15 protein-coding genes and 4 pseudogenes are annotated in these 17,472 nt (G+C 61.0%); 9 read left to right on the top strand and 10 right to left on the bottom strand.

The window, feature by feature from the left end; translation table 11 throughout:
* Positions 1-80 precede the first annotated feature (80 nt).
* From NKH01_RS16705 to NKH01_RS16695, 3 genes are read right to left on the bottom strand one after another with little or no spacing between them, the layout of a single operon-like run.
* Complete coding sequence (locus NKH01_RS16705) at positions 81-920, bottom strand: ABC transporter ATP-binding protein (protein ID WP_353021226.1); 840 nt, start codon at positions 918-920, stop codon at positions 81-83.
* Entirely contained in the window at positions 914-1,993 is a 1,080-nt protein-coding gene (locus NKH01_RS16700) for a FecCD family ABC transporter permease (RefSeq protein WP_352589389.1), read from the bottom strand. The genes NKH01_RS16705 and NKH01_RS16700 overlap by 7 nt, the downstream gene beginning before the upstream one ends.
* A complete protein-coding gene (locus NKH01_RS16695) occupies positions 1,983-3,092 on the bottom strand; it encodes an ABC transporter substrate-binding protein (RefSeq protein ID WP_352639478.1) in 1,110 nt (369 codons plus the stop codon). The genes NKH01_RS16700 and NKH01_RS16695 overlap by 11 nt, the downstream gene beginning before the upstream one ends.
* Positions 3,093-3,235: 143 nt before the next feature.
* Between NKH01_RS16695 and NKH01_RS16690 the strand changes: the two genes are divergently transcribed.
* Both NKH01_RS16690 and NKH01_RS16685 read left to right on the top strand, forming a co-directional pair.
* The gene (locus NKH01_RS16690) at positions 3,236-4,048 is read left to right on the top strand and encodes a class I SAM-dependent methyltransferase (protein ID WP_352815128.1); all 813 of its coding nucleotides are present in this window, start codon (positions 3,236-3,238) and stop codon (positions 4,046-4,048) included.
* Between the two features lie 67 nt (positions 4,049-4,115).
* Positions 4,116-4,313: pseudogene (locus tag NKH01_RS16685) on the top strand (FAD-dependent oxidoreductase); the annotation flags it as partial.
* A gap of 114 nt (positions 4,314-4,427) precedes the next feature.
* On the opposite strand, the gene NKH01_RS16680 reads toward NKH01_RS16685, so the two are convergent.
* Together NKH01_RS16680 and NKH01_RS16675 are read right to left on the bottom strand one after the other, a co-directional pair.
* On the bottom strand, positions 4,428-5,309 hold the full coding sequence (locus tag NKH01_RS16680; protein ID WP_352639331.1) for an alpha/beta fold hydrolase: 882 nt from the start codon (positions 5,307-5,309) through the stop codon (positions 4,428-4,430).
* Positions 5,310-5,318: 9 nt separating this feature from the next.
* Entirely contained in the window at positions 5,319-6,377 is a 1,059-nt protein-coding gene (locus tag NKH01_RS16675; protein WP_353021223.1) for a sugar phosphate isomerase/epimerase family protein, read from the bottom strand.
* A 142-nt stretch (positions 6,378-6,519) separates the two neighbouring features.
* On the opposite strand from NKH01_RS16675, the gene NKH01_RS16670 reads away from it, so the two are divergent.
* From NKH01_RS16670 to NKH01_RS16660, 3 genes are all read left to right on the top strand, one after another.
* Entirely contained in the window at positions 6,520-6,654 is a 135-nt protein-coding gene (locus NKH01_RS16670) for a hypothetical protein (protein WP_353021221.1), read from the top strand.
* Between the two features lie 272 nt (positions 6,655-6,926).
* Positions 6,927-7,364 (top strand): helix-turn-helix domain-containing protein, encoded by a 438-nt coding sequence (locus NKH01_RS16665; RefSeq protein WP_353021219.1) that lies wholly within the window; start codon positions 6,927-6,929, stop codon positions 7,362-7,364.
* Between the two features lie 199 nt (positions 7,365-7,563).
* Entirely contained in the window at positions 7,564-7,839 is a 276-nt protein-coding gene (locus tag NKH01_RS16660; protein ID WP_352639326.1) for a hypothetical protein, read from the top strand.
* A 502-nt stretch (positions 7,840-8,341) separates the two neighbouring features.
* Here the strand turns inward: NKH01_RS16660 and NKH01_RS16655 are convergent.
* Entirely contained in the window at positions 8,342-9,076 is a 735-nt protein-coding gene (locus NKH01_RS16655; protein WP_353021217.1) for an SDR family oxidoreductase, read from the bottom strand.
* 155 nt (positions 9,077-9,231) lie between these two features.
* Here NKH01_RS16655 and NKH01_RS16650 point away from each other — a divergent pair, with 155 nt between their 5' ends.
* Both NKH01_RS16650 and NKH01_RS16645 read left to right on the top strand, forming a co-directional pair.
* Positions 9,232-10,122 carry a LysR family transcriptional regulator gene (locus NKH01_RS16650; RefSeq protein WP_353021215.1) on the top strand — a complete coding sequence of 297 codons (891 nt, stop codon included), beginning with the start codon at positions 9,232-9,234 and terminating at the stop codon, positions 10,120-10,122.
* Between the two features lie 263 nt (positions 10,123-10,385).
* Positions 10,386-10,553, top strand: a pseudogene (locus NKH01_RS16645) (3-oxoadipyl-CoA thiolase); the annotation flags it as partial.
* A gap of 114 nt (positions 10,554-10,667) precedes the next feature.
* Here NKH01_RS16645 and NKH01_RS16640 read toward each other — a convergent pair.
* Positions 10,668-11,048 (bottom strand): annotated as a pseudogene (locus NKH01_RS16640) (secretin GspD/PilQ domain-containing protein); the annotation flags it as partial.
* 36 nt (positions 11,049-11,084) lie between these two features.
* On the opposite strand from NKH01_RS16640, the gene NKH01_RS16635 reads away from it, so the two are divergent.
* Positions 11,085-11,678, top strand: a complete 594-nt coding sequence (locus NKH01_RS16635; protein WP_353021214.1) for an SDR family NAD(P)-dependent oxidoreductase — start codon at positions 11,085-11,087, stop codon at positions 11,676-11,678.
* A gap of 648 nt (positions 11,679-12,326) precedes the next feature.
* On the opposite strand, the gene metH is transcribed toward NKH01_RS16635, so the two are convergent.
* Positions 12,327-16,136 carry a methionine synthase gene (gene metH, locus NKH01_RS16630; protein ID WP_353021212.1) on the bottom strand — a complete coding sequence of 1,270 codons (3,810 nt, stop codon included), beginning with the start codon at positions 16,134-16,136 and terminating at the stop codon, positions 12,327-12,329.
* Between the two features lie 67 nt (positions 16,137-16,203).
* Entirely contained in the window at positions 16,204-16,398 is a 195-nt protein-coding gene (locus tag NKH01_RS16625) for a hypothetical protein (protein WP_352979823.1), read from the bottom strand.
* 137 nt (positions 16,399-16,535) lie between these two features.
* On the opposite strand from NKH01_RS16625, the pseudogene NKH01_RS16620 reads away from it, so the two are divergent.
* A pseudogene (locus NKH01_RS16620) lies at positions 16,536-16,786 on the top strand (hypothetical protein).
* Between the two features lie 136 nt (positions 16,787-16,922).
* Here NKH01_RS16620 and NKH01_RS16615 read toward each other — a convergent pair.
* Positions 16,923-17,360, bottom strand: a complete 438-nt coding sequence (locus NKH01_RS16615; protein WP_292659986.1) for a hypothetical protein — start codon at positions 17,358-17,360, stop codon at positions 16,923-16,925.
* Between the last annotated feature and the right edge of the window lie 112 nt (positions 17,361-17,472).

Genomic DNA, 17,472 nt, shown 5'->3' with positions numbered 1-17,472 from the left:
TGCAAGCACGCTGTCGCCTTCAACCAGAGGATCAGGTCGATCAGTGCGCGCGTCGATCAACCGGCATAATGCGGTTGCCGTCACGCGGCCGGAACGGCTGCCGCTTCGAATCTGCTCCTAATCCCGGATTCGGTTTCCGCTGCCGGCATTATGAGCGTCCGACGCCCATCCGCCACGCCATCCACGATGACGTGGCCGATGCCGCGCGAGCACGGCTCGATGCGCGCGTTGAGGTGATAAATGTCCCGCAGCAGATCGGATGTGATGACGTCCGGCGATGACCCGCATGCGACCAGCCGGCCGTCCGCGATGACCATTGTCTGATCGCTGAAGCGCAGGGCGTGATTGAGGTCGTGCAGGGCGATCAGCACGACCATGCCTCGCGCCTGAGCAAGTTCCCGCATGAGACCGAGCACTTCCACCTGCCGCGACAGATCGAGTGCTGATGTCGGTTCGTCCATCAGCAGGATCTCCGGCTCGCGCACAAGCGTTTGTGCCAGGCTGGCGAGTTGCCGCTGGCCGCCGGAAAGCTCGCCGATGTTGCGGAAAGCGATATCGGCGATGCCGAGCGCCGCCAGGGTCTCGTCGATGCGAGCCAGATCATCGTCGCTCACGGACCAGCCCATACCCTGCTTGCGGGCGAGCAACACTGACTCATAGACGGTGAGCACCGCGTTGGCGGATGTTTCCTGTGGCATGTAGCAGATGCCGCTCTTCCCGCGAATGGCCCCCTCGACATGCATTGCTCCCGGTCCGTGCAGGAGGCCGGCGATGCGCCTGAAGAGCGTCGACTTCCCGGCGGCATTCGGACCGATCACCGCCACGATGTCTCCGCCCTCGAACGCTGGCGTCGTCACATCCCGAAGCCGGAGGCTCGTGCCGTAGCGCGCGCCGAGCGCCTCGAGCCGGATCGTCACCATGAGCGCCTCGTGCTAGACAGGATGAGCGAGATGAAGAACGGGATGCCAATGAGTGAGGTGACGATGCCGATCGGGAAGACCGTCCCCGGGATAAGCGACTTGCTGACGACCGAACTGGCCGACAGGATGAGCGCACCCGACAGGGCCGAGGCGGGCAGGAAGAAGCGTTGGTCCTCGCCGATGACCATGCGCGCGATGTGCGGGCCCACAAGTCCGATAAAGCCTATGGTGCCGACGAAGGCAACGGGGATGGCGGCGAGAAGGCTCACCAGAATCAGCGTCTCAAGCCGCAGGCGGCCGACCTTGACGCCGAAGCTGGCCGCCTTGTCCTCACCAAGCCTCAACGCCGTCAGCGCCCAGGTGCGCCGGGCGAAAATGGGTAAGACTGCGAGGAGAATGAATGTGGTGACTGCAAGCTTGGGCCAGGTGGCCTTGGTGAGGCTGCCCATTGTCCAGAAGACGACCGCCGCCAGCGCTTCCGCCGACGCGAAAAACTGGACGAGCGCGAGCAGCGCATTGAAGGTGAAAACCAGCGCGATGCCGAGCAGCACGATGGTCTCCGCGCTGACGCCGCGCTTTACGCTCAGCACGTGAATGAGGAAGGCCGCCAGCATCGCCATCACAAAGGCGTTGATCGGCACTACATATTCGACTGCGGCGGGGATAAGCCTCACCCCGAAGGCAAGTGCAAGCGCGGCGCCGAAGCTCGCGGCGGCGGATATGCCGAGCGTGAAGGGGCTCGCCAGCGGGTTGTTGAGGATGGTCTGCATCTGTGCGCCGGCCACGGCGAGCGCCGCCCCGACGACGATGGCCATCAGGGCTACCGGCATGCGGATGTCCCAGAGCACCACGCGCACCTGCTGCGGCACCGTGTCGGGAAACACAAGCGCCCGCACGACCTCGGCAAGTCCGTAGCGGGCGGGACCGACCGCAAGGTCGACGCACAGGCTGAAGAGCAGGGCAGCGCCGAGGCCGGCAAGGATCAACTGCCGCCGCCAGACGAGAGCGCGGTAACGCCCTCGTCCATCGGTGCTGTCGAGCGCGGTGCTGATGGCCGTCGATTCAATCGACATCGGTCAGCGAGACCCAGTGGCCGGGCCTGTATGCGACGGGCAGGAATTTCTCGTGCAACTCCCTGAAGGTCGCCTCGGGATCGAGATCGGCGAAAAGATCCGGATGCAGCCACTTCGCCATCTGCTGGATGGCGACGAACTGATAGGGGCTGTTGTAGAACTGATGCCAGATGGCATGCACGGCGCCGTCCTCGACGGCCTTCACGCCGGTCAGCGCCGGCCGCTCGGTCAGCGCCTTCAGCTTGCGCAGCGCCTCTGCCTCATCACGGCCGGGGCCGACGCCGACCCAGGCACCGCCCGGCACATAGGCTTCCCACGAGCCGCCGGTGACGATGATCTGATCCGGGTCGGAGGCGATGATCTGTTCGGGATTGAGTGTGCCGAACGTGCCGGGGATGATGTCATTGGCGATGTTGTCGCCGCCCGCCATCTCGACGAACTTGCCGAAATTGTCGTCGCCGAAGCTCATGCAGCAATCGTCCGAATAGCCGCCGGCGCGTTCGATGAAGACCTTGGGCCTTTCCGGCTTGGCCTTCTCGATGACGTCGGTAACGCGCGCGATCTCGGCGGCGCGCCAGGTGATGAATTCCTCGGCGCGCTCCTCCTTGCCGAACAGCTTGCCGAACAGGCGCATGCTGGGTTCGGTGTTGGTAAAGGGACGCTCGCGGAAATCGACATAGACCAACGGAATGCCGGCGGCGGCGAGCTTCTCGATATATTTGGCGTCTTCCGTGGCCTGCTTCGACTCGATGTTCATCAGGATGACGTCGGGCTTGAGCGACACCGCCTGCTCGACGTCGAAAGTGCCGTCCTTGAAACCGCCGAAGGTGGGGATCTCCGCCATCCTGGGGAATTTTTCGAGATAGGCGGCGTAGTTGTCCGGATCCGCTTGGCTAAAATCCTCGCGCCAGCCAGCGATGCGCTTGAACGGGTCCTCGGTGTCGAGCGCCGCGACGAGATAGACCTGCCGGCCCTCACCTAGGATTACCCTCTCGACCGGGACGTTCACCTCGACCTGGCGGCCCGTGATGTCAGTCACTGCAACCATTTCGGCCCTGGCGGCCAGCGTCATCGACAGGGCGACGATAGCGGCCGCCATCGTCCCTGCTGGGACCTTTCCGAAATTCATCGCGCCCTCTCTTGAAGTGGATTAGCCAGAGGTGCCTTATAAAAGATGACTTCAATTCTCAAGAAATATCTTTTAGAGCAATTCCAGACTGGTACGACGACAAGGGGTCTGGAATGGCGGGCGAGCCCAATTATTCGCTGCGGGACGAGATACGCGACTATTGGTCGACGCGCGCCGAAACATTCGACCTTTCGGTGGGGCATGAAATCTTCTCACAGCGGGAACGCATGGCCTGGCACAGGCTGATGCTCAAGCACTTGGGCCCCGGGGATGGGCGTCGCGCGCTCGACCTCGCTTGCGGCACCGGGGTTGTATCCCATCTCATGCACGACCTGGGTTATGCCGTGACCGGGCTCGATTGGTCAGAGGCCATGCTTGCCCGCGCGCGTGCAAAGGCGACGCAGAGGGAAAGCGGCATCCGGTTTCTGATCGGCGACGCCGAGCGCACCCTTGAAAAAGGAGAAAGCTACGACGTCCTCGTCACCCGTCATCTCGTCTGGACGTTGGTGGATCCGCGAGCGGCGTTCGCCGAATGGTTCTCGCTGCTCAAGCCTGGCGGACGGCTGCTGATCATTGATGGTGATTTCGTCAGTAGGACCTGGGTAACCCCTCTGCGACAAGTCCTGGAAAGGGCTGTTGGCCGGACAGTCGGGCCAGTCCACGGAGTGGATCAGGCGATGGTGGGCCGCCATCGCAGCATCCTGTCACGGCTCCACTTTTCGCACGGCGCCAAAGCGGACGAGGTCTGCGCGCTTCTCGTCGAGGCTGGCTTCGAAATACCTGTGGTCGACACCCGGCTCGGCGCGATTCATCGCGCGCAGGCGCGGCACATGAACTTCCTCAAGGTCCTGGAACGGTCGATGCAACATCGCTACGCGATCTGCGTGACGAAGCCGGCCTTGCGCATGGGTTCGCCGACATGCTGACCAGCATCGGGCATCGTGCTCCGGAGGCCGGTGGCGCCAGCCCCCAGCTACTCGGTGCCGCCTGATCTACGGCATGGGCTATTCGGGGCATGGCGCGCAATTATCGACGCTGATCGGAAGTGTTTTAGCAGACATTGCAATGGGCCGCACGGATACCAATCCAATCGATGGCATGCACTGGAATGCAGTCCCGCTGCATACCGGCAAGCCGCGGTTCCTGCCGATGGTAGGCACCTATTATCGGCTAAAGGACATGCCAACTTGATTCCATCGAGAGGCCTCAATATGGCCGACCGACACCGCCAACAGAAGGATTCATCGTATCGGCACCTCTCGCTCTTGACCGGCCTCAAGGGACTCCAAAGGGATTCCCAAGATTTCAGTCGGTACCCGCAAGGAATGGAACAAGATCGCGAAGCACGGCTTCCGGCGCCTCTTCCGGAACGATGTGGCCACTACCTTTCACGACGACGCCGCGCAGTTGTTCTGTCACGTCGACGAGGATCGCGCGCGATCCGTCGCCGGCGGAAAACTCCCCGCCCATCGCCAGAACCGGCATCTTCAGTCGAGTTTTCCGGCGCTCCGTGTTCTGGGCGATCGTTTCCGGGATAGCTCGATAGTATGAAAAACCCGCCCTGAGGGCGCCCGGGCTTGAATAGGCGGCGATGTAGGTGTCAACCGCGACCGCCTCGCGCTGAACCGACCACTGTTCGAACATCCAGGTGAGATATTGCGCCTCGCGACCCTGGATCAGCATCTCTGGGAGGTCAGAGAGCTGGTTGAACATGAAATGCCAGCGGAACTTGAGTTTCTCGACAGGGCCGAAGATTTCGGCATTTGGGGCGATCCCCGGAATGCTCGCATCCATGAGAGCGACGCGCTCCACCGCATCCGGGAAATCGGCTGCGAGCGCGTAGCCGATCCACTTGCCGATGTCGTGGCCAACGACCTGAAACCGCGCATATCCGAGCAAACGCATCAAGCCGTGCAGATCCGCCGCTGCGGTCGCGGTATCATATCCTCGAGCCGGCCGGCTCGACTGCCCGATGCCGCGGGGATCGACCGCGATAGCCTTGAAACCCGCCTCGGCGAGGCCTTTCATGACATGCCGCCAGACATACCAGGTCTGGGGCCAGCCGGGGATGAGCAGGACCGGCAGTCCATCGCCGACCGAAACATGGTGCAGGCGAACGTCGCCGACCTCGCTGTAGCCGTGAACGAAGCCGGCCTCAGAGTCATTCTCTACAGTTGTGCGTTGCATGACTTCCTCCTACACGCCCAGCCCGAGCATCCGGCGATTGGCATCCCGATCGGCACCCGTTCCGGCGAAGTCGTCGAAGACCTTGTCGGTGACCCTGATGATGTGGTCACGGATGAACGCAGCACCTTCGGCAGCTCCATCTTCCTGATTCTTCAGGCAGCATTCCCATTCCAGAACCGCCCAGCCTTCGAACCCGTATTGCGCGAGTTTTGAGAAGATCGGTCGGAACGCGACCTGGCCATCTCCCAGCGAGCGGAAGCGGCCCGCCCGGTCAGTCCAGCCCCGATATCCGCCGTAGACGCCTTGTCGACCGGTCGGATTGAACTCCGCGTCCTTGACGTGAAACATCCGGATGCGCTCGTGGTAAATGTCGATGTAGTCCAGGTATTTCAGTTGTTGCAGCAGCAGGTGGCTCGGATCGTAGAGGATGTTGCAGCGCCGATGGCCTCCGACCTTTTCGAGGAACATTTCGAAGGTTTCGCCGTCATGCAGGTCTTCGCTCGGGTGAATTTCGTAGCAGAGGTCGATGCCTGATTCCTCGCAAGCGTCCAGGATTGGCAACCATCGCTTCGCCAATTCTTCGAATGCAATGTCTACGATCCCTTCCGGACGCTGAGGAAAAGGGAAAAAATAGGGCCACAGTAGCGCTCCCGAGAATGTTCCCATCGCGCTAAGCCCGAGCCTCCTCGAAGCCCTTGCCGCTAGGTTCACCTGCTGCACGGCCCACGCGCTTCGCTCGTTGGGCTTCCCGCGCAGAGCTTCTGGGGCAAAGCCGTCGCACATCGCGTCATAGGCCGGGTGCACGGCGACGAGTTGCCCAAAAAGATGGGTCGCGAGTTCCGTGATGACGATGCCACGCTCAGCGAGCATACCCTTGATGTCGTCGCAATAGGCCTGGCTTTCCGCCGCCTTTTCCACGTCGAACAGCCTCCGATCCCAAGCCGGTATTTGGACACCCTTGAAGCCGAGATTGGCGCACCAGTCGGCAATGCCCTCGAGGCTGTTGAATGGTGCGGCATCGGCACTGAATTGGGCGAGCATCAGGCCAGGCCCCTTCATCGTGTTCATATCATGGTCTCCTCGTGCACTTTGTTTGTCGATCGATAAACAATCACTTGCGCTGCCGAGTCAATCCTATTATTGGTCGCTCGCTCAAGAATAGACGAATAGATTGATTGCGAAGCAATCGGTCACGCTTTGGGAGGAAGCCGTGTCCTTGATCTATGAGCTTCACTACGGCTCGTTCGGCCATGTGAGCGTATTGGAGCTTTCGGATCCGCTAGCCGAGCACGCGCACTCGATGGCCAATCTCAGCGTCTGGCTCGAAGGGACCCGGTCGAGCTAAGTGTAGCGTCGAAACGCGGCGGGTTCGATCAAGATCGGGCTACGCTCATCGCGCCGTTTGTATCTCATAGCGTCTCGCTACCTCAGGGAGGCCGCGCTAAGACGCTGTCATTCTATCTTGACCGGCGCTGGCTGGGGACCATTCTCGCTGGGGCCGATCCGACGAGCCGTTTTACGACGGTCGAACTGAAGCTCGACCGGACAAGCCAGGCCCTTGCCGCCGGGATTGGGCGCGACCTCGCCGGCGGCAACGGTCTCCAGATCGACGCACGTATGGAAGCACTGCTGCTCGGCTTGCTTGGCGCCGCGAAGGGCGGACGAGACAGTGCCGACGGAAGGCCCCCGCTCGATTTTCGCCTGTCAAAGGCCATCCGCTTGATGCAGGCCGATATCGCCCGCGAGCATTCGCTTAACGAGATCGCTCGCCACGCCGGGATGTCGCAGGCCCGTTTCTTTTCGATGTTCCGCGACCATATGGATCTCACACCAGGTACGTACTGGAACACCTTGCGCATCGAGCACGCTATTTCGATCATGAGACAGCAAGGAACGAACCTCACCCGGCTAGCCGGCGATCTGGGCTTCGATGCCCAAGGGAATTTTTCACGATTCTTCCGCCAGCAAACCGGCGTAGCGCCGAAGCAGTACCGCCGGGCAATGCGGCAAGCGATTTCCAGTAAGAAACGAGTGACAATCGAGACACATGCATGAAACTGCTTCGCTACGGGCCTGCCGGCGCCGAACGTCCCGGACTGCTGGATCGGGAAGGGCGAATTCGCGATCTGGGAGGAATTGTCCAGGACATCGCGGGGACGGCTCTGGCGCTGCCCTCGCTGGAGCGCATTGCTGCATTGGATCCCGAGACCCTGCCTCTCGCAGAGGGGAATCCACGTATAGGGCCATGTGAGATGTGCGGCTACTGCACGACTTGCTCGTATCGGCAGGCGACCAATTCGCTCTCCGCTATGCCGGCCTTCATGCCGTCGCCGCATGCCGCTTGGAGCGCGGTTATCGTCTTATGGGCATCGATATCGGCGCCGAGGACACCCCGATCGAGGCCGGCCTGGGCTTGGCTGTCGGTTGGAGCAAGCCAGACGATTTCATAGGGCGCCATATCGTGGAGGCCCCAGCGAGGCAAGGCGCCGCGCTCGCGCCTGCTTCAGTTCTCTCTTGGCGGCGCCGATAGCGCGCCAATTCTGATCGGCAATGAGGTGATCTGGCGCGACGACGAGCGTGTCGGCACAATTATGGACTTTGGTGGGCCCGGAGGATGTGCCGGAAACGTTGATTTTGTTGGGTTTTTCGTGGGCGAAAATCAGAATGCTTCCCGTATCGTTCCGCATGGTTCCGTAGCATCCACAATGTCGATTCTAGTAGCCTTCTATGCGTTTGCTGGCTCCGAACCAAGTTGCTGCGCGAGATCGAATCTCGGCACATCACTCAGTCCGCTGCATCGACTCGGCAGCAACTGCACTCGAAGCAGGAGCCACTCGAGAGGCAATTATTGCTCGCAAGCGCTTTGAACTCCCGGCTTTCGGCTGGATCCGCCAGCGCCAGTAAGCCAACCGATCGTCGATCGCACCTGCCGCGAGCATCATGTCATGCTCTCCCCTTTTTATAGAACCGGCGTAAGTACCGGCGCTTCCTCCAAATCGATCCGATGCACCGGCTGGCATGGCTGCCTCACGTCAAGCGAGCGCTTCCGCCATCGTGCGCATCTGCACCTGAATGATGCGCGAGCTCGCCGGTTGAGTGCAGGCGAAAAGGACGGCCGCCGCGACGTCGTCCGCTTCCAGCATTTGTGATTCTCGGACGCTTGCGTCCGTACGTCCCTTGCCGATCGCGAATTCGGTCTTCACGCCGCCGGGACAGATCGTGCCCACCTTGATTCCATGGGCGCGCAACTCCTTGTCCAGTCCCTGCGCGAGGCCGACCTGGGCGAATTTTGTCGCGCAATAGACGGCCTCACCGGGAAAGCCGTAGACGCCCGCCATTGAGGAAATCATCAGAACGAGACCTCCGCTCTGCTGGATCATCACGGGCACGACATGGCGGGTAAAAAGGAAGGTGGAACGGACATTCACATCCATCATCTCGACGTAGTCCTCGAGACTGGTGTCGATCAGCGGCTTATAGTTGCCGACCCCAACATTGTTGATGAGGATATCGATGCGGCCGAACGCCTTCTTGGCTGCCTCCACCGTGTTGAGCGCCGTCGCCTCGTCACGGGCGTCGCCAATGACTGCGATCGCGTCACTGCCGAGCGCTCGTATTTCCTCGATGAGGGCATCGAGCCGCTCGCGCCGGCGAGCAGAAAGAACGAGGCGAGCCCCTTCGCGCGCCAGGCCACGCGCGCTTGCGTGCCCGATGCCAGAACTGGCACCAGATATGATGGCGACCTTGCCTGCAAGTTTCCCCGGCACAACAGCTCCTTTTCTTCATCTGAATTCGCGGCAGGCGAAATCGGCTGGCGAGAGATTTATCTCAAGCTCAAAATAAGCATGGTCTACAGTTGTTTATGCGTCCAACAGATAGTACAGATCGCCTCGATCTATTGCGTAGATAAATGGAGGAAAGGATGGAGTTGCGACAGCTTCAGCATTTCATCGCCGTCGCCGAAGAGCGCAGTTTTACGCGAGCGGCAGAGCGGATCCACATCGTCCAGTCCGCGCTGTCGACCTCCATTCGAACACTCGAGGAAGATCTGCAGGCGCGACTTTTCGTGCGAAGCACGCGGCAGGTTCAGTTGACGCCTGCTGGGCAGGTTTTCCTGGAAAAGGCGCGCGAGGTCCTGAGAGTGATCGATGTCGGCCGCGAATCCGTTGCAGATATCGAAGGCCTGCGAAGCGGCTCGCTTTCCATTGGGACCGTCCACAGCTTGCCAGCTTTTCTAGATTTGCCGTCCCTCATCTCGCGATTTCACGGGACGAACTCCGGAATCGAGGTCCGCCTGAGGCAAGGTGATTCTGCCGGGCTCATGGGACAACTTCGTGCCGGCCAGTTGGACCTTGCCTTCCTGCCGCTGCTTGACCCACCCGACGACATTGTCACCAGGATCGTCGCCTGCGAGGACATGGTTGTCGCCACACCTCAAAACCATCCGCTCGCCGGACGAGGTGAGGTGACCCTTGATGAACTGGTTGGTTACCCCTTCGTGGATTTCGAGATTGGCTGGGGCACTCGACCTCTGATCGATCGTGCGTTCGGCCTGGCAGGCTTCCAAAGGCGAACCGTTTTCGACGTCACGGATGTCGAGACGATCATCGACCTGGTCAGCAAGGGGCTTGGCATCGCGCTCTTGCCCGAAACGATTGCCGAGATGCGCACACCCAGGATCGCCATCACGGAGATGGCCGAGCCCGTCATCTGCTGGGAACTGGTGGTGGCCCACTTGCGGGGTGAAGGGTCGGCTCCCGTTAACGGCGCTGCGCGGGCCTTTCTCGAGCTTCTCACTTTCTTCGAGACGTGACGCCAGGCAAGCGGACTGAAACGCGCTCGAAAGCCGCGACCTCGGGCGTATCGAGGTGCCTGCCGGACACATCTCGATTCCGCGAAGGAAACGCTGGTGCGTTCCCTGATTGGACTTGATGAATGACGGAAATCGATGCGCTGTTGAGGGAACCGACGCATCCCCTCAGGAATGCGTGGAGACAAAAGGTTCTCAAGCGTAGGGGATTTCCGTTTCCAGCAAGTCCCTGCGCTGGCGCGGCTTCGCGCTCAGTGCCTGGCAGCGTCAACCCGAATGGCGGCGCCATCGCTCGGCCATTCGCTCGGCATGTCCGGCGCGCATCACCGGCACGGCGGCGCTGGAGCTTCGCGAACGCAGCGCCAGATACGCGCTTGCCACCATGTGCATCGGTGTCGGTCAGGGCATTTGCAATAGCGCTGGAGACGGTATGACGGAAATCTCGTTGCATCGGCGCCTTACCCGTTGATCCGCCGAGGGCGTGCCTGGGCCGAACTCTTGATCTTCGCGTTGACCACTTGACCTGGCCCAGGATTCCCCGGACAGCCTCACTTATAGATGTAACCGACGGTCCCATGATATTGTTTCTCTGCGCCGTTCGCCTTGCCTCCTCCATATATTCTGTTTACTTCTCCCAGAAACATTCCAGCTGAGTCACTTGCAGCATTGAAATTGTCATCGGGTTTCGAAAGTTCATCGGCGGGTACCGGCCGTACAAGGTACGGCGTCACAATGATCACCAGTTCGGTTTCGTCGCGTATAAAGTCGCGGCTACGAAACAAAGTGCCAAGCACTGGGAGTTTCGAAAGCCCCGGATAGCCGCTTACCGCTTGCCTGACGTCATCTCGAACCAGGCCCGCTATCATCATTGACCCGCCGGACGGCAGTTCAACGGTGGTATCGGCAAGCCGCTTGCGGATGGCCAAAGCACCGCCAGCCCGATCGGGCAGGCCGGCGGAACGGCCATGTATGTCGCGACCGACATTTCGGACTGGAAGTCGGTCGATGCGCTGGTCGCCACCACCGTGGCGCGTTTCAGCCGACTGGATGCGATGGTCAATAACGCGGCGATCTATACCAGCACCAACCTGATCGAGACATCACCGGAGCAATGGAGCCGCGTCATCGGCGTCAACCTGACCGGCTTCTTCTACTGCTGCAAACGGGCGGCGATGCAGATGCTCGACCAAGCGCCGGTCAACGACGTGCGCGGCCGCATGATCAACATTTCCTCGCAGCACGGCATGGTCGCCTGCCCGGGCGACTTGCCCTATTCGGTGAGCAAGGGCGGCATCGTGCAGATGACACGGCAGATCGCTGTCGACCACGCCGACGACCTCATCGCATGCAATGACATCGCGCCCGGCAAGATCATCACCGGCAAGCCGGGCGTGGCCAACGACCCGGATGCGCTCGACTATTCACGCCGGCGCACGCCGTGGCCACGGCTTGGGGCCCCGAGCGACGTTGCCGGTGCAGCCCTATTCCTCGCCAGCGACATGGCGAGCTACGTCACCGGCATCAACCTGATGGTGGATGGCGGTTGGATGGCAGGCTGATGGATTGGCCCGCCCTGTCGCTTCACAGTCCTCCAGCAGCGGCTGAAATAGGCGCGAAGCGAACCGGCAAGTGGTCCGCACCTTTGGATGGCTGATGTCCTTGTGGCCTTGACTCAGGCAAGTATCTGGTTTGACCGCATGGGTCTGTTTCTGGCGCGAGCGGGCCGGCTTCGTCGTTGGTTCGGGCTTTTATGAGCCGCCGATTTGCACGCCATCGCCCTCTATGAGGCGGAATGGGATTTACTCCCGAAGCAACGACGTATCAGATCGGTCAAACGCTTGGCTAGGAAGGAGCACAAGAAACTGTCGAAAGCATCCGATCGAAAAGACAGCGGAGATTTAGAAGGCACGAATTTACGATACCGCCGTTCCCCCTCACTCCCACTCGATTGTTTTTAGCCCAGCTAGGTCATTGATCTAGCTGGGTTTTCTTGCTTGCGGCACCGAAAGCCGGCGCATGGTCCGTCAAAAAGTTACGCTTTTGATTTTAAAAGGAAAATCGCCGCAAGAAATATTGAGGTTTCGCCAACTATCGGGGCCAATCGGGCGATTTTTCCACCCTCCCCCCTTTTCGACGGCGCGCCCAGCCGACTCGAAAAGTACCGTCACCGCTAGCTGTCAGATCGAAAAAGACAGAGCTTGCCGGCGCTATTCAGCCGCCTCGGCATAGTGTGCCGGCACATAGTTGAGAATGGGGCCGAGCCAGCGCTCGACATCGGCGATTGGCATCGCCTTACGGCGCGCATAATCCTCGACCTGGTCGCGTTCGATCTTGGCGACGCCGAAATAATAGCTTTCGGGATGGGCGAGATAAATGCCCGACACGGAAGAGCCCGGCCACATCGCATAGCTTTCGGTCAGGCTGACGCCGGCATTGCGCTCGCCGTCGAGCAGCCGGAACAGCGTTGCCTTTTCGGTATGGTCGGGCTGCGCCGGATAGCCGGGCGCCGGGCGGATGCCGCAATAGGACTCACCGATCAAATCGTCCGGTGCCAATGCCTCGTCAGTTGCGTAGCCCCAGAATTCCTTGCGCACCTTCTCGTGCATACGCTCGGCGAAGGCCTCGGCGAAACGGTCGGCCAGCGCCTTGACCATGATCGAGGAATAATCGTCATTGGCCCGTTCGAATCGCTCTGATATCGCCACCTCCTCGACGCCGGCGGTGACGATGAAGCCACCGATATAATCGGGCTTGCCACTCTCGGTGGGTGCGACGAAATCCGACAGCGCGACATTGGCCTTGCCGTCTCGCTTGGTCAGTTGCTGGCGCAAGGTGAAGAACGTCGCCAGTTCCTGCGATCGCGCCTCGTCGGTAAACAGCCTGATATCGTCGCCGACGGCATTGGCCGGCCAGAAACCGATGACGCCGCGTGGCGCGAACCACTTTTCGGCGATGATCTTCTTCAGCATCGCCTGCGCATCCTCGAACAGCTGGCGCGCGGCTGGCCCCTGCGCCTCATCCTCGAGGATCCTAGGATAACGGCCCTTCAGCTCCCAGGTCTGGAAGAATGGCGTCCAGTCGATGTAGCGCGCAAGCTCCGTCAAGTTCCAGTTGTCGAACACTTTTACGCCGGTGAAGGACGGTTTTGGCGGCTCATAGGCCGACCAGTCGATCCGGTGCGCATTGGCCCTCGCCCTGGGCAGCGGCAGTCGCTGCTTGTCGGCTTCGGAGCGGGCATGCGCGTCGGCGACCTTCTTGTACTCGGCCCGCACGGTCTCGACATAACCGCCCTTGGTCTCGTTTGACAAAAGCGACGACACCACGCCGACGGCGCGGCTTGCGTCGGTGACGTAGACCGTCTGGCCCCTGGAATAGCGCGGGTGGATCTTCACCGCCGTGTGCACGCGGCTGGTCGTCGCGCCGCCGATCAGCAGCGGAATGTCGAAGCCTTCGCGCTCCATCTCGGAGGCCATATGCACCATCTCGTCAAGCGACGGCGTGATCAGGCCGGACAGGCCGATAATGTCGACACGTTGCTCACGCGCCGTCTGCAGGATCTTGGCCGCCGGCACCATGACGCCGAGATCGATGATCTCATAATTGTTGCAGGCGAGAACGACGCCGACGATGTTCTTGCCGATGTCGTGGACATCGCCCTTGACGGTCGCCATCAGGATTTTTCCGGCCGTCTGGCGCTCGTCAGTGTCGATGCCATTGGCGGCGTTGGCCAGCTTCTCGGCCTCCATGTGCGGCAGCAGCCCGGCCACTGCCTGCTTCATCACCCGCGCCGACTTCACCACTTGCGGCAAGAACATCTTGCCCGCGCCGAACAGGTCGCCGACGACATTCATGCCGGCCATCAACGGGCCTTCGATGACGTGCAGCGGCCGCTCGGCCGCCAGCCGTGCTTCCTCGGTGTCGGCGTCGATGAATTCGGTGATGCCGTTGACCAGCGCGTGGGAAATCCGCTGCTCGACCGGCAGGTCGCGCCAGGCGAGATCGCGCTCCCGCGCCTCTTTGCCCGCCGTGCCCTTGAAGCGTTCGGCGATCTCCAGCATGCGCTCCGTGGCGGTGCCGCCGACCCTAGGCACGCGGTTGAGCACAACATCCTCGCAGGCCTCGCGCAGCGCGGGCTCGATCGTATCGTAGACGGCGAGCTGGCCGGCATTGACGATACCCATATCCATGCCGCGCTGGATGGCGTGATAGAGGAACACCGCATGCATGGCCTCGCGCACCGGCTCGTTGCCGCGAAACGAGAAGGACAGGTTCGACACGCCGCCGGAAATATGGACATGCGGCAGCGTCGAGGTGATCTCGCCGGTGGCTTCGATGAAGTCGACGCCGTAATTGTCGTGCTCTTCGATGCCGGTGGCAACCGCGAAGACGTTGGGATCGAAGACGATATCCTCGGGCGGGAAACCGGCTTGCTCGGTGAGCAGCTTGTAGGCACGGGTGCAGATCTGGACCTTGCGCGCCTTGGTGTCGGCCTGCCCGGCCTCGTCGAAGGCCATGACGACCACGGCCGCGCCATAGGCGCGCACCAGCTTTGCATGATGCAGGAACGCTTCCTCGCCTTCCTTCATCGAGATGGAATTGACCAGCGGCTTGCCCTGCACGCATTTCAGGCCGGCCTCGATGATCTCCCATTTCGAACTGTCGACCATGACGGGCAGACGGGCGATATCCGGCTCGGCGGCGATCAGGTTGAGGTACTCGACCATCGCCTTCTTGGAATCGATCAGGCCCTCGTCCATGTTGATGTCGATGATCTGCGCGCCATTGGCGACCTGGTCGCGCGCCACATCGAGCGCGGTCACATAGTCGCCCGCCGTGATCAGCTTCCTGAACTTGGCCGACCCGGTGACATTCGTGCGCTCGCCGACATTGACGAAGGGAATCTCGTCGGTCAGCGTGAACGGCTCCAGGCCCGACAGGCGCATCTTGCGTTCGATCTCGGGAATGGCGCGCGGCGGATACTTTTTGACCGCCTCGGCGATGGCGCGGATATGATCGGGTGTCGAGCCGCAGCAGCCGCCGACGACATTGACCAGCCCTTCCCGCGCAAAATCCCCGACCTGCGCGGCCATGAATTCCGGGCTCTCGTCATACCTGCCGAATTCATTGGGCAGGCCGGCATTCGGATAGGCGCAGGTGAACGTATCGGCGACACCGGATATCTCGGCCAGATGCGCGCGCATGGCGTTGGCGCCGAGCGCGCAATTCAGGCCGATGGTGAAGGGGCTGGCATGGCGCACCGAATGCCAGAAGGCGGTCGGCGTCTGCCCGGACAGCGTGCGGCCGGACAGGTCGGTGATGGTGCCGGAGATCATCACCGGCAGGTACACGCCCTTCTCGATGAAGATCTCGTTGCAGGCGAAGATCGCCGCCTTGGCGTTCAGCGTGTCGAAGATCGTCTCGATCAGGATGATGTCGGCGCCGCCGTCGATCAGGCCACGCAGCTGCTCGCCATAGGCAAGGCGCAGGTCGTCGAACGTCACGGCGCGATAGCCGGGATTGTTCACGTCTGGCGACATCGAGGCGGTACGGTTGGTCGGCCCGAGCGCGCCGGCGACGAAACGGCGCTTGCCGTCCTCCTGCTCGGCACGAACAGCGGCGCGGCGTACCAGTCGCGCGCCATCGCGGTTCAACGCGTAGACCGCATCCTCCATGCCGTAATCGGCCTGGGCGATTGAGGTCGAGGAGAAGGTGTTGGTTTCAAGGATATCCGCGCCGGCGATGGCGTACTGATAGTGGATCTCCTCGATCGCCCCAGGCTGCGTCAGGATCAGCAGATCGTTGTTGCCCTGCTGGTGGCAGGCACAGCCGGCGAAGGCCTCACCCCGGAAATGGTCCTCGTCAAACCCCAGGCCCTGGATCTGCGTGCCCATGGCGCCGTCAAGGATGAGGATGCGTTCGTGCGCCGCTGCGGTCAGCGCAGCAAGCACTTCGGAACCGTCGGGTTTTGCTGCGGCGAGGCCGAACAGGTCATCCAGCGATGAAGAACTTTGCGACATTTTTCATCCTCAAGACCGCAGTCGCACTCAAGTCACATAAAGACATCTTTATGTCAACATACGCCCTCTAGCTCTGTTTGTCACTTGTTCCCCACGCATCGGTTTCGCCGGCCTTGGGGCTGGTGACGCCGCTGGCCCGCAGCAGCCCTTTGGCACTCGAATGATAGGAGTGCCAATTTTTTAATTCCTCAAGCCGGAAATATTTGAAATGTAAATCAGTCGTTTTTACCGGCGCTTTTGGCCGTCCGAAAAGCGGAGCCATAAGCAATTTTATTGTAATTCATCCCTCTTAATTTTGCCGACAACAGACTATATTAATCCGCAATTTACGACCCAAACCTATTGAGCCTTGATTGAATGTGCATCGAGACATATATAGATCCCGTGAATTTGGCCGATTTGGCCAGTCGCACCACGCAGACCGTCGTTCACTTTTCATCCGCTTTCATCCGCGTTCCGGCTGCCGAGTTTTGAGGCGCCGCAACCTACCGGAGACTACCGCGTCGATCACGACGAGGAATCGATTGAGGGGATCCTCCAGGCTTGCCTGGCGACGCGTCGGCGCGTTCATTCACCTGCCGGCAATCGCCCTGCAGAGTTCGGCGCAACAGATGGTGCAGCTCAGCCCAGCAGTTGACGCCGCTCTCTAAAAGGACCTTGGATAATCATGACCGCACCATCGCTCATGCAACGTAGCCTTCCCGCGTGGGGAGCGCTTGCCTGCGCTGCGGCGGCGGCTTTCCATGCGAGCCCGCTTCAACAATGATGCCGCGAAGCGTCGCCGGCTTATCCGACGAACGCCTCACGCATCCGAGCGAACATGCCGGGCTGTCTCCCGGCAATCGCCGCACGGATGTGACGGGCGGCCGTTACGGCGCTCACCGTCGCGCCGAAATGACAATAGCAGATGATCTCATGCAATTGCCTGTCGGTCAGTTCGAAGAACCGCTTCGCTTCGCCGTAGTTGTCGTTTTCCAACCCGGCGGCGCGGAGGACAGGATCCTCGAAAGCGACTGAGATCGGCGAGCCGTCGCCGCGCATGGCCCCGCGTGATCTAACCGGCTGATACTCGGTCTGGTGTAGCGTCGAGAGTCGCCGGTCAGGGTTCCGTTCAAGGAGCTCCGCCCAGCGTTCAAGACGTTCGCTGCGCGACATGGCCTGGCGCAGGTAGTCCTGATCGATCTCGGCGACGATCTGCAGTTGCTCAAGCGTCTGGTGCTTCATTTTAGCCTCCTATTCGGACGATAGTTGGCCCACCCATATCCTTCTTATACCTGCGGCCAGCGTGACTCCGACCGATCGTGAAGTCCAATCACGATGATGCTGGGAGGGCTTC

Origin of the sequence: Mesorhizobium sp. M1403, assembly GCF_040317695.1 — a bacterium.
In the GTDB taxonomy this organism is placed as follows: Bacteria; Pseudomonadota; Alphaproteobacteria; order Rhizobiales; family Rhizobiaceae; genus Mesorhizobium.
This window is presented reverse-complemented; position numbering and strand designations above follow the sequence as displayed.